Here is a 12637-nt window from a genome sequence, read left to right as displayed (position 1 = left end):
AATTGCAAACCATCGTTTTTTCTGAATTTCGCATTACAGTCGGAACAAAGAAGAAGTATAGAACCTTCGCCATATCCAATCATCTTTAACAAAAGATTTACTGCGTTACAGATCTCACACAACGGAATCCACGAGCTTTGTTTGCGATTTTTGGGGTGAACCTTGTGCGATCAGAGACTCGCACAAACTTGGCGTTACTTACCCAAGAGCCGCCGCGTAACACACGGACGGTTTTAACATTCGTCCAATCAGATAAGATATTATCCATGGTTCCACCGGCAAGTGGATTATGACTTGGAGAAATGGCGTAAAAGTTGGGATTGTATTCATCAAGGCACCATTCCCAGACGTTGCCTGCCATATCGTACAAGCCGCTTTTGTCCGGAGGATACGTTCCGACGGGTGTCGTATCGCCGACATTTTCACCATAGTTTGCTCTGTCGGCATTGATGGTACGCCAAGCCCCACGCGCGGCGCGCTCCCATTCTGCTTCTGTCGGCAGGCGTTTCCCGCGCCACTCTGCATAAGCCATTGCTGCGTACCAACTTACATAAACAACGGGGTGGTTGCCTTTGTCGGGTGGGTAATCGTTTCCATTCCAATGTTTCAGATAATCTCCGTCGTGGTATTTTTTTGGGATACGATTTTTCTGCCACTGCGGGTTAGCATCAATAAATTCCTTGTATTGTGCATTTGTCGTTTCGTATTTGTCCATATAGAACGCATCAAGGTGGACGTTGTGCTGTGGCTTCTCATCAGTTTCGGCATCTTTTTGCCAGCTTCCCATTGTAAAAAATCTGCCTGCCCTAAAGAACGCCATATCAGGTGGGATCGGACTTCGCGGACCTGCCACATCTCGAAGTTTACCATCTATCATTCTAAGATGTCCTGTGATTGCTTTATCGAGGGAATCTGTAAGGTTACCGCGCCAATCCTCTTCTCTTATATAAGTCATAGCGATCGTGTTCGTGGCTGGATCGGCGGCAGTCAGCCCCCAGATACCTGATCGATCCCCTAACGCGATTTCCTCAACAGTTCTGAGCGTTTTTTTGTCAACCGCGTGGAGATTCCTAAAGATTCCCGAACCCCCGCCCCAGTCGTCTAAAGGGACAAAAATGTACCGATTCGTTTCAACTGCATACTTAGATAGGATTCTATAATAACTATCGGTCCTGCCATCTTTATTGTTATCGGAGGGGAGTTCTATGTAATCAGAGGTGCGGATTACGTTCTCACCTTGAAAAATTACTTCAGTACTTCCGTCTCCGCTTAACCACTCAACGACAAACGTAGTTTTGGTGAGTGCTTCTTCCAGAGGTATTCCTAATTTAACAAAGTCTTCAGCAGATTCTCCTTTAACTTGCAGTTGTTGTGTATACGCAACGTGTTGGTTCAGGGCTAATATCAGTAGATAAGTGATGATGTAAAAGGTTTTCATATTTTCTCCATTGTATTGGACAGCTACGGCACACGGCGTGTGCCTGCTACTTTTAATTCCATCCAACCGATTGCAAGTAGAGATGCCAGAGGGTATCGCCCCACAAAAGGACGATCACGGCGGCACCTGCGAGGAAGGGACCGTACGGAATAGGGCTTTGCCGACTTTTCACGCCAGAGACAATGAGAATAGTTCCCACAACCGCACCGCTGAAGGCAGAAAAGGCTATGACCATTGCCAATTCGGGCCAGGCACCGAGGAACAATCCGTTGAGTGCCATCAGTTTGATGTCTCCACCGCCCATCGCTGTTTTGCGTAAGACTGCACTTCCAATCACTGCAACTAACCATAACGCCATACCACCGGCAACAGCACCAATGAGGCGTATCAGGAGGTACCAGACATCGGCGCGTTGATACGCAATTGTGCAAACAATAACAAAACCGAGAATTGCCCCTGTTGCGATGAGGACATTTGGAATAATATAGTGCTGTGCATCAATGACGGAGATCGGCAGTAGCATTGAGACGAAAGCGAGCGCGAGCAGAAATTCGAGGGTCAGCCCGAAACGGTAATATAGAAAGAGAAATATCCCTGCCGTAGCAAGTTCAATGAAGGGGTATAGCACGGAAATTGTCGCCTTGCAATGCCGACACTTTCCCCGCAAAAGCAGGTAACTCAAAATAGGGATATTGTCGTAAGGGCTTATCGGTTCACTACATTCGGGACAAAAGGAGCGGCGTGGTGAATGAATCGATAGGTCTTCGCGTGGAATTCGGTAGATACAGACATTGAGAAAACTGCCGATTGCTAAACCAAAGAAGAAAATAAAGACCCACATATTTTTTTTGTTGTTAGTCCTCAATTTCCAGTTTCCAGTTTCCAGTTACAAGAGGTTTGGGATAGTTCCGAAGTTTCTTTCTGGTTACTGGCCACTGGCTACTGGGAACTGATACTCTGATAACTAATTACCACCAATATTTCTCACCGAGCTGCGCGTCGGAGTGATAAACTCTGCTGATTTCCGCAACACCGCCGACTCGATATTTTTCGGGGGCGCGTGGGTGATTTTTTGCTATCCCTACCTTATAGCTATCTTGAAGAAGTACATAACGACCTCCCCAAGGCGTTTCAGGAACAGATCCCAGATAATTCCCGCGCCACCCCGCAACACCCGGATCCGTCACCAGTGCATCCAAACTCGTCGGATAATTCCCCGTATGCCTGTGGTATTTCTTGATAGCAACAGCGACGGTTTCAACGTCTATATCTGCTGTGCTGACCTTACGCTGTTCTAACCAGGGTGGAAAAGAGAGTACGCCAATCACAGCAATTATGGCAATGAGAATAAGCAATTGAAGGCGGGTCATCCCGCCGTTTTTGATGATGTTATTCTGTAGCATCTTTAGCCCAAACTATTCCTCGGAATCCGGACGGGAAATACCGTACTTATTCATTTTTTTATACAAGTTGCTCCGCTCAACCTCTAATGCCTCCGCGGTACGCCGGATGTTCCAGTTAAATTCCTCCAAAGCCGCGAGAATGCACTGCGCCTCGGCGGTATCCATCATCTGACTTAAGGCGGTCCCGGGTTTGTAGAGTGCTACGCTTGGGAGCGACTGTAAGGCACCAAGATCCAGTGCCTCATCTGCGAGTTGAGATGACGCGGATAATTGTGGTATTAGGGACAGTGCCTCCGCAACATCGGGTGCCATGACGACATCTCTATTCACCATAATAAGGAGGCGTTCGACGATGTTCTTTAGTTCGCGGATGTTCCCGGGCCAGTTGTAACTTTGAAACACAGCGTAAGCCCCCGGATCAATGGCTTTGGGAGTAGACCCCATATTGAGTTGCAGGTGTTCGGCGAAATGCTGGACTAATAACGGAATATCCTCCGCACGTTCCCGAAGCGGTGGCACCGTAATAGGTACAACATTTAGTCGATAGAAGAGATCCCGTCGAAAGTGTCCGTTGTCAATTTCTTCAGGAAGGTTTTTGTTAGTTGCAGCGATAATACGGACATCAACTGTCCGGATCTGGTTGCCGCCGAGGCGTTCAACTTCTCCGGTTTCAATGACGCGGAGTACTTTTGCTTGTGCTTTTAGGCTCATATCTCCAATTTCATCAAGAAAAAGGGTTCCACCGTCAGCGAGTTCAAAACGTCCCTGCCTTCGGGAATCCGCGCCCGTAAACGCGCCGCGCTCATGTCCGAAGAGTTCGCTCTCAATGAGTTCATCGGGTAAGGCAGCGCAGTTGAGTGGAATGAAAGTTTTTGCCGCACGTTCGCTTTTTTGATGAATAGCGTTGGCGACAAGCTGCTTGCCGGTGCCGTTTTCGCCAGAGATCAGGACACCGAGTCCGCTTCCGGCGACCCGATCAATTTGTGAGCGAAGGTGTGAAATGGTGGCACTTTCACCCACCATCTCATCAATTGCTATAATTTGAGATTTTAGAATCTCGTTTTCTTGTGATAAACGCGATATCTCAAGAAACGGCTGGACACTGGACAGGATTTTATCGATACTAATTGGCTTGGTGATGTACCGTTTTGCACCGAGCTCCATTGTTTTAGTGGCGATTTCGATATCTTGTTGCGCAGACATCATCACGACATTTAATTCTGGATAGCGTTCACGGAGTTTCACAAGCGTTTGGACACCATCCATGCCGTTTTCCATACGGATATCCAACAGCACCAGATCAACATCAGTTTTCATCGCCTGTTGCAAGGCTTCCTCACCACTCGCAGCTGTAAGTGCTTGATAACCCCGCATCTTGAGGCCTTGGGATAGCATCTTAAGCGTATTTTTTTCGTCGTCTACGATCAAAAAAGTTTCCATTATCTTCGTCCTAACACATCGTGTTTAAAGTTCATTCTTGAGTATTTGTTGACCGTTCTTCTGTTTCCAGTTTAGGTCCCAAACCTATGAGGGGTGTCAATTCTTCCGGTTCTGGCGTTAATTCTTCGGAATGTTCACTTGGGTCGTTAGGAAAATGAATACGGACCGTTGTGTCTACGCCCTCGGTACTTTGAAAATTAATCTCAGCCCCATGTTCGGCAACAATCTGTCTGACAATTGGTATTCCGAGTCCGCGTCCATCTGTTTCTGACTTCGTTGTGAAATACGGTACAAAAAGATTCGCCATCGTTTCATCGGACATACCATGCCCCGTATCGTGGATTTCCAGTGAAACCGTGCCGTGGGTGTCCGTGTTTATTGTCCCATCGTCTTTACTGTTTTCATTGTTCTGTGGATCCGCCTGTGGTGAATTTGGCGTGAAATAGGTTTTCACCGTAAGTGTCCCGCCATCAGGCATCGCTTCAATCGCGTTTTTCAGGAGATTACCGAGCACCTGTGCGATCTGCTCTGGGTCAATCAAGAGTTGTGGAAGTGCTCCTAGCTCAGTTTCAACCTGAATCTTAGAAATGTTTTCGAGCCAAAATTCATCGGTAGCATTCGAGTGCGTCAAGTTCTCGTGTTCTGAAATCACCGCCGGACCTTCATTTTCCCGATCAAGAACCGGTACCTGGCCCCCCGTGTATAACGTCAAGATAGATTTCACAATATCATTGAGTTGGCTGGGTTTTTTCTGTGGTTTCGGCATCCGTGCAAATTGATGAAACTCATCTATTAACTTTCCGATGCGGTCAACTTCCTCAATGACGGTGTCCGTACACTCCCTAAATATCTGCTCGAAAACCTCAGGTTTAGATTTTGCCTGCTGTAAATTTTCGACAGAGAGTCGGATCGGGAAAAGCGGATTTTTGATTTCGTGCGCCACCTGTCGTGCGACGTCTCGCCATGTTGCTGCCCGTTCTGCCGCCATACGTTCCTCTAAACTGAGTTTCAGGTCTCGCGCCATTCGGTTGAACCCATCTGCGAGTTGTCCTATCTCATTGTGTGATTGGATGACAACGCGATGATCGAGATTACCGGCAGCGATATGGCCAACTCCTTCACGTAGGGTCGCAATCGGACGGGTGATACGACGACTGATGATATAACTAATGAGGTAAACCAATACCAGCCCAACGACACCACTTAAAAGCAGTGTGAGTGTAAGCTCCTGCTGCCATTTCATCTGGCGTGCGTGCGAATATGCGACGATTAAGTCAACAGGTGGTGTCTCACGTGTCGTCGCGAAGGCTGAATTGAAAGGTGTTATTCGAGAAGCGGTATAAGTACTCCCTTCGGTCTCTTCTGACGCCTCTAAAGTCACTTTTTGTCGGAGTTGCGAACCGGAAAGTAATTGAAATCGATCGTCAAGTGGGACGTGTCGGGCGGCATTATTCAATGGAAGCCAATGCTCTGATTCCACCATTTTCGATTCGGTACTAAAGCCTGCTGTGTCCGATGTTTGCGGCTTTCCGACAAGAAAAATCGGATGTTCGTCTGACTGAATATTCGTTTGGGTTGTCTCCAGCCATGTTTGCAAACGGTAGCCGCCTGTAACGAAGCCCCACTCGCCCGATTCCGTTACTTGAACCACAAACTGTAGTCCGAGATCGTTCTGTTGCGGAATATACCTGAGTTGTATGTGTCCCCCCTCGTTGTCAACCGAATTATATATGCGTGGATTTCTCCGAGTCTTTAGGTTCGGATATAGCAGTTTACCGTCTGCGGTGCCATACTCAAAGAGATCAAAATCTGGTGTGGGTAGATTAGCAAAGGTAGCCTCTCTTTCTATGGCGCGAAGCAATCTTTCGTCGGCAGCTGTGGCCTGAACGTCCTTCTCAACTTTGTTGAGGAAAGCTTGGTAATTATTTGAAATTTGGGCGCGAAGCGTCTCAACAGAGGCATCAATGTCCCGTTTAAAAGCGAGTCGAATTAGGAAACTGGTACTCCCAAAAACAACACCAAACATGACGAGGAAAACGAAGCCGTAAGCGATAAAAATCTTATCATGAAACTGTAAAGTGGAGAGTCTATTCCTCATTTTATGGCACAACTTGTAAATTGTCTTTGCTTTAAACTCAGAAAATATGTGACACGAGAGGGATTATTTTTAACCACCTACTTGCTATCCGCCATCGGTGCTAAGGCAAAAGATCGGAAGTTCCGCTTGTAGCCTTCAACACCATCTTGGAGATATGTTAACTCATTTCCACCGTCGGTGTCAAGGTGCAAATCTTGGAGCCTGCCTTTTACGGCGATGGCATCCATTAAGACACGCATCAGTTGACAAACAGACTGGATATCCCGTTTCGGAAGGGTTAACGTTGCATTAGATACACCTTTCTCGCTAAAATCTAAGGCAGTGCCACGATAGGAGGCGGTCTGCAGGTGTGTCATTGATAACCCTTCAAAGTCGGTTAATTTCCTGTCCATCTGAGTATCTCTCGGTAGCACTAAATCGGGTCCGAGTTCCCGCCAGTGGATAAATAGGACGACTTTATCTCGCGGCCCGGCGATGATGCCATTGAGGATTGAGTGATTACTCGTAGGCCCCTTGGCATTTATGACGTTAGGACCCGTTCCCCGTTCTTGAATAGATTCTGTACAGAGTTGAACAAACCACTCACCGAGGCAGCTGTTATCGGCATAGTTATAGAAAACAATAGTATTTTTGCTTGGGTGTTTGGTGTCCTCAACTTCTTCAGCGAAATGGATCCACCGAGCGAGTTGATAGGCAACGTTGTCTTGATGTTCACACGGCAGAAAGAAATCCTCATGTGCTTGTTTCACACCGTCCAGTGCAGCACGGACGCGAGTCTTTGGGGTTTCATTTTTTCCGGCTGTCATCGCGAGGAAGAACAGACCAACAGGCGAGAAGGCTGAAAACCGTCCACCGACACCATCGGGGACAGGAAGCAACGTGTCACCGTAGAAAGATGATTGTTCATGCATTCGGAACAACACACTCTCAGCAGTGAGTCCAGTTGTCGCGAGGACATGTTGCCGCCAGTTTTCATCGTCAAGCACTTCACGGATAATCATCAATGTCGCCATTGTCTCGGTTGTCGTGCCAGATTTGCTGATGACGTTGAAGAGTGTTTTCTGGAGGAGATTCCGCGTTTTGAGCATCTCAATTAAGCCGACGAGTTTGCGCGGATCAAAGGTATCACCCGTAAAATAAACCTCTGGAGCACCGCCGCGTTCTTCAACTGACAGCAAGTTATGATGGGGGTGATTGAAAGAATCGTGGAAGACGCGAGCACTGAGATCAGAGCCGCCTATACCGATGACGACCAACACCGAAAAGTCTTCGCGGGCACGCGTGGCTAACGTCGTAACTTTGACGATATCTGTCTCTTGGAGATGACTGCGGGTCCAAGCACGAAGTCCACGTTCCAATTCGACAAGTGGTGCTGATGCCTCCTCCTGAAATAGCGCGTGAATTCTCTGCAAAGCGGTATCAACCTTCTGTTTTGCTGTCTTCCCCTCGCTGCCGGTAGCGGGGAACGAGGCTGCTGTCCCTTCACCAATCGAGAAACAAAGTTTTCTATCCAACAAAATCTCCTTTTTGCTAAATTCTTCCATACTTGTCCGAGAGGCGGACGATATCTTCTTCATCAAAGTGCCCGAACGAGATTTCGAGGATCCGATAGTCTTTCGATTCACCGATGAGTTGATGCTTCGCACCTTGTGGAATAAACACAGGTTCCATAGGTTCAGGACGTTGAATGGTGCCATTAAGTTTCAAACAGGCACCCTCATCAAGCGGAATCCATAACTCACTCCGATGATGATGATACTGATAACTCACCTGCTCCCCTGCCCGAATTTCTAAGATTTTGACAGTGACAGGTTGATTAAGTACATATTGTATGAAGCCACCCCAAGGTTTTTCAACTGTTGTGATCTCTTGAAGTTCTTGCGCGGATAATTCCATAATTTATTCTCCGAACTGCGATGCACATCTATGAAAAAATGCTTACAAAAATACGATAGATAGTGTATCATATAGGCAGTCCGATAGTCAACCAAAACTGGAGTCCACCAGAGGCATCCAGTTTTCAGTAGAAACCATTTAACGTTACGGCACACGGAGTGTGCCTACTACTATGACTTCAACGTTACGGCACACGGAGCGTGCCTACTACCATGTTTAAAGATTCGATTTCAGCACTCATTGAAAATAGTATTACGGAAAAGGTGTTTCCTGGGGCAGTTGCTTGTATCCTTACGAATAAAGAGGTGCTTTACCACGAAGCTTTTGGCTGCCGATCTATAAAGCCGAAACGACTGCCCATGCTTCGGACGACCCTGTTCGACTTGGCATCGCTGACAAAGCCGATTGTCATCGGGACGCTCTGCATGCAGCTTGTTGAGAAAGGCAGGCTCTCCCTGAGTACACCTGCTGAGAAATACTTGCCAGCCTTCGGACAGAAAGGCGTAACGCTTACCCATCTGTTGACACATACTTCAGGTCTTCCGGCATGGGTACCGCTCTACTTACGGGCAGGATCCCGCGAGCATGTTATTTCTTATCTCGGTGAGGTGGCATTGGAATCTCAACCTGGAGAGAAGGCGGTATACAGTTGCTTAGGGTATATTGTGCTCGGTGCGCTGCTTGAAAAGGTAACGAAACAGCCGCTTGATCAATTGGCGCGAGAGCGGATATTCGCACCACTCGGTATGGAGCAGACGTGGTTCAATCCGCCCCAAGCGTGGCATGGAAACTGTGCTGCCACTGAGGATTCCAACAGTTTTGAACGTCGGATGGTAAACTATGAACGCTACGACTGGCGAGAAGGTGTGATTATCGGACAGGTCCACGATGAAAACGCGCATTTTCTCGGCGGTGTTTCAGGCAATGCGGGACTCTTCGCTACGTCAACAGACCTCAGAAAATTTTGCAGCGCGTTAATGGATAACGGTGGTGTCCTATTACGTTTGGAGAGCCTCGACACAATGCGTAAAGTCGTCTCAGCAGAAGGAGAACGCCGCTGCATCGGTTGGGCAGTGACGGATGATGAATGTCTTTATCATACAGGGTTCACTGGTACTTCAATACGGATATGTTTGAAGAGGAAACTCGCTGCTATTCTGTTGACAAATCGGGTACACCCTGATGCTGACCGACGCGGTATTATCGAATTTCGGAGGATGTTCCATGAAATAGTTTTCAGTCGTCAGTTGTCAGTTAAAGAGGGTATTGTTTAATCAGAAACCTCTTGTAACTGATAACTGATAACCGATAACTATAAAAAACGAAAAGATGGATGTTCCGGCAAAATCACAACAAACAGAATTAGGGTTGAGCATTTTACTCAGCGAGAAAAGTGATTGGATTCGAGGGAAATCAATCGGGCTGATTACAAATCATACTGGGGTTGATGCTGCTCTACGTAGCAACTATCGGCTTTTTGCTGAAGCACCCGAGTGTCAACTCTCCGCGATTTTTTCGCCAGAGCACGGACTCTGGGGAGCGGTACAAGACGGTATCGCTATCAATAGTGTTGACACCTCTGATGAAAATCCATTAAGCGTGCCGATTTTCAGTCTGTATGGACAATCGATGCGCCCTACAGCAAATCAACTTGAAGGTATAGATCTGCTTGTCTATGATATGCAGGATGTCGGCGCGCGTTATTATACCTACATTTCGACCTTACTACATGCGATGGAGGCAGCCAGTGACTATGGACTTGAGCTTATCGTTGCTGACCGACCGAATCCAATTACCTGCACTGCTGTGGAGGGACCGGTATTGGCGAGCGGCTCTGAATCTTTCGTAGGTATACATAGGATTCCAGTTCGTTATGGGTTGACGGTCGGTGAATTGGCAATGTTATTGAAAGCGGAGCGCGTGCTGTCATGTCAACTAAAAGTGGCATGGATGTATGGATACAAACGAGGCATGTGGCACGATAACACCGGTTTGCAATGGGTGCCGCCATCACCGAATATGCCGACGCTTACAACCGCAGTGCTTTACCCGGGGTTATGTCTCTTTGAAGGCACAAATATGAGCGAGGGACGTGGCACGACAAAGCCGTTTGAATACATAGGTGCGCCTTGGTGCAATGGCGAAAGATGGGCAGAACTACTGAATGACTGCCAACTACCGGGGGTTCGGTTCCGTCCTGTTGTTTTCACACCCGCGCCGGTCGCTGATACCACAAAACACGCAAAACAGACCTGCGGAGGCGTTGCAATCCACATTACCGACAGAGAACGTTTCCGTCCAATAGAGACCGCTCTCCAGATGTTATCCGTTTTAACCACCGAGTATAGAGACCATTTTAGATTTTTACCCGCCCATTTTGATAGGTTAGTAGGAAACACTTGGCTCCGAGATGCTCTGTCAAATGGAGAATCAGTGGATACGATTCGGGCGCGGTGGGAGCGAGAACTTCAGACGTGGATTGACAAAGCAAAAGAGTATCACGCCTACGCTTAGGAACATAGATGAAAGAATTTTTTGAACTTCTTAAAAAAGATAAAAAACTTGTTATCGGTTTAATGTCCGGTACCTCTGTTGATGGCATTGATGCTGCCATCGTTGAAATTACCGGACACGGCTTGGGAACTGAAGTAGACCTCATCGCTTTTGAGACCTTTCCCTTTCCATCCGGCGTGCCACAACGGATCCTTTCCCTCAGCCAACCCGATACCGGTCGCGTTGATGACATCTGCGAGATGAATTTCTATATCGGACATCTCTTCGCAGAAGCGGTGAAACACATCCTGCAAAAAAGTGGAATGCGCGCCAGCGATATTGATCTCATCGGCTCACACGGTCAAACAATTCATCATCTGCCAAAAGACACAAGCGCGGATTGCAACGATTCTCGTTATCCCTCAACGCTACAGATCGGCGAACCTGCGGTCATCGCGCACGAAACTGGAATTCCAACGATAGCGGATTTTCGGGTCGCTGATATGGCAGCGGGCGGGCAAGGCGCGCCGTTGGTATCATACATCGACTATCTACTGTTCCATAACAGTGTTAAAACAGTTGGATTGTTGAACATCGGCGGGATCGCGAACCTCACGGTGCTGCCTGCAAACGGAACGTATGATTCCGTCTGTGCTGCGGATACGGGTCCCGGCAACATGTGTATTGATGCTGTCGTAACAGAAATTACGGAAGGGGTGGAACACTACGATAAAGACGGCAAACGCGCCGCACACGGCACGCCATACCAACCGCTCATTGACGAATGGTTAAAGCACCCGTTTTTCCAACTGTCTCCCCCGAAAACCACCGGACGCGAGATGTTTGGACACACTTATGCAATGGAATGTCTGGCGGACTGCCGTGAACACGCACTTTCAGACAACGATTGCATCGCGACACTGACCGAACTGACGGTCCAGACGATTGTCGGCTATATCGAACGATTCATAACAGGACAGAACCCGATAGATACGCTTTATGTGAGCGGTGGTGGTGTCCACAATCAGACGATCATGCGACGACTCAGCGAACAATTACCGAATACAATAGTTGAATCTGTGGACAATTCTGGCATCTCAGCGGATGCGAAGGAGGCAATTGCGTTCGCGATTCTGGCGAACGAGACCCTCCATGGAAACGCTGGGAATCTACCTTCAGCGACGGGGGCATCCGTCCGGAAAATTTTGGGCAAGTTCGTGTGTCCATGATTTACTGGCTGTCGGTTTCCATCAGCAATCGGTTCTCGGTATTTCAGCAGCACCGTTAAATTTCTTTGCAAGAAAGGACAACGTTAACGATTATCTTTAACGTGAGAATCTACCTTTGGCAGTGCTTATCCACGGAGATGTATTTAACTTCAGGGTGGTTTGTTGTCCTGCGCGGTCAAGGGTTACCTGCTTGGGTTGGATGTCAACGATTTTGGTGTCCGCGTCAAAAGTATCACCGATGCTGACGATGTGCGTCTGATTTCCGGCAGTGGAAACTTGGATAATCGCCTGGAGTGGTGTTTTTCCGTCTTTGGGTACCATTGTGCCGAGCAACCGATACGGTTCTTTTCGACGTGGCGGAGTCCAACCCAGCGGACGGAAGAGGTTGTTGTTTATGATGGTGCGGTAGAAATCCGATTGATAGGGCGGAAGATCGGAAGCGTGGAAGGGGCGCACCGGGGTGCGGGGTTGATTGTCGAGGCGAGAGAGTGCATTCGGTGGGATATCCTTGACAGGTGAGGGTTCAGGTATCGGTGGCGAAGGCGCGGGAAAATGCGCCACAATGACAAGGGTTCCGAGTAAAATCAACGCGCCAGCAATCAAAAGACCACCAGCGCGTCGGTTGAAAAGGGTTGATTGT

11 protein-coding genes are annotated in these 12637 nt (G+C 48.0%); 3 read left to right on the top strand and 8 right to left on the bottom strand.

The window, feature by feature from the left end:
- Nucleotides 1-97: 97 nt before the first annotated feature.
- The 7 genes from OXH00_03240 to OXH00_03210 all read right to left on the bottom strand — a co-directional run bounded on the left by OXH00_03240 (nt 98) and on the right by OXH00_03210 (nt 8275).
- Nucleotides 98-1438 carry a formylglycine-generating enzyme family protein gene (locus tag OXH00_03240; protein MCY3740016.1) on the bottom strand — a complete coding sequence of 447 codons (1341 nt, stop codon included), beginning with the start codon at nt 1436-1438 and terminating at the stop codon, nt 98-100.
- Between the two features lie 52 nt (nt 1439-1490).
- On the bottom strand, nt 1491-2303 hold the full coding sequence (locus OXH00_03235; protein ID MCY3740015.1) for a prepilin peptidase: 813 nt from the start codon (nt 2301-2303) through the stop codon (nt 1491-1493).
- 103 nt (nt 2304-2406) lie between these two features.
- Entirely contained in the window at nt 2407-2841 is a 435-nt protein-coding gene (locus OXH00_03230; GenBank protein ID MCY3740014.1) for a type II secretion system protein GspG, read from the bottom strand.
- Between the two features lie 12 nt (nt 2842-2853).
- A complete protein-coding gene (locus tag OXH00_03225) occupies nt 2854-4281 on the bottom strand; it encodes a sigma-54 dependent transcriptional regulator (GenBank protein MCY3740013.1) in 1428 nt (475 codons plus the stop codon).
- A gap of 31 nt (nt 4282-4312) precedes the next feature.
- Nucleotides 4313-6379, bottom strand: a complete 2067-nt coding sequence (locus tag OXH00_03220; protein ID MCY3740012.1) for an ATP-binding protein — start codon at nt 6377-6379, stop codon at nt 4313-4315.
- Between the two features lie 77 nt (nt 6380-6456).
- Complete coding sequence (locus tag OXH00_03215; protein ID MCY3740011.1) at nt 6457-7893, bottom strand: hypothetical protein; 1437 nt, start codon at nt 7891-7893, stop codon at nt 6457-6459.
- A gap of 16 nt (nt 7894-7909) precedes the next feature.
- Entirely contained in the window at nt 7910-8275 is a 366-nt protein-coding gene (locus tag OXH00_03210) for a phosphomannose isomerase type II C-terminal cupin domain (protein MCY3740010.1), read from the bottom strand.
- Between the two features lie 212 nt (nt 8276-8487).
- On the opposite strand from OXH00_03210, the gene OXH00_03205 reads away from it, so the two are divergent.
- The 3 genes from OXH00_03205 to OXH00_03195 are packed head-to-tail and all read left to right on the top strand — an operon-like array spanning nt 8488 to nt 11997.
- Nucleotides 8488-9549 (top strand): serine hydrolase, encoded by a 1062-nt coding sequence (locus OXH00_03205; GenBank protein MCY3740009.1) that lies wholly within the window; start codon nt 8488-8490, stop codon nt 9547-9549.
- Nucleotides 9550-9604: 55 nt separating this feature from the next.
- On the top strand, nt 9605-10789 hold the full coding sequence (locus tag OXH00_03200) for a DUF1343 domain-containing protein (GenBank protein MCY3740008.1): 1185 nt from the start codon (nt 9605-9607) through the stop codon (nt 10787-10789).
- 8 nt (nt 10790-10797) lie between these two features.
- The gene (locus tag OXH00_03195) at nt 10798-11997 is read left to right on the top strand and encodes an anhydro-N-acetylmuramic acid kinase (protein ID MCY3740007.1); all 1200 of its coding nucleotides are present in this window, start codon (nt 10798-10800) and stop codon (nt 11995-11997) included.
- Nucleotides 11998-12093: 96 nt separating this feature from the next.
- On the opposite strand, the gene OXH00_03190 is transcribed toward OXH00_03195, so the two are convergent.
- On the bottom strand, nt 12094-12637 hold a 544-nt coding region (locus OXH00_03190), incomplete at its 5' end, for a hypothetical protein (protein MCY3740006.1).

Source organism: Candidatus Poribacteria bacterium (assembly GCA_026706025.1).
Classification (GTDB): Bacteria; Poribacteria; WGA-4E; order WGA-4E; family WGA-3G; genus WGA-3G.
This window is presented reverse-complemented; position numbering and strand designations above follow the sequence as displayed.

Bases quoted from the DNA above. Each gene is read 5' to 3' on its own strand.
- OXH00_03240 (MCY3740016.1), bottom strand. From the start codon at position 1,438: ATGAAAACCTTTTACATCATCACTTATCTACTGATATTAGCCCTGAAC.
- OXH00_03220 (MCY3740012.1), bottom strand. From the start codon at position 6,379: ATGAGGAATAGACTCTCCACTTTACAGTTTCATGATAAGATTTTTATC.
- OXH00_03230 (MCY3740014.1), bottom strand. From the start codon at position 2,841: ATGCTACAGAATAACATCATCAAAAACGGCGGGATGACCCGCCTTCAA.
- OXH00_03200 (MCY3740008.1), top strand. From the start codon at position 9,605: ATGGATGTTCCGGCAAAATCACAACAAACAGAATTAGGGTTGAGCATT.
- OXH00_03195 (MCY3740007.1), top strand. From the start codon at position 10,798: ATGAAAGAATTTTTTGAACTTCTTAAAAAAGATAAAAAACTTGTTATC.
- OXH00_03210 (MCY3740010.1), bottom strand. From the start codon at position 8,275: ATGGAATTATCCGCGCAAGAACTTCAAGAGATCACAACAGTTGAAAAA.
- OXH00_03205 (MCY3740009.1), top strand. From the start codon at position 8,488: ATGTTTAAAGATTCGATTTCAGCACTCATTGAAAATAGTATTACGGAA.
- OXH00_03225 (MCY3740013.1), bottom strand. From the start codon at position 4,281: ATGGAAACTTTTTTGATCGTAGACGACGAAAAAAATACGCTTAAGATG.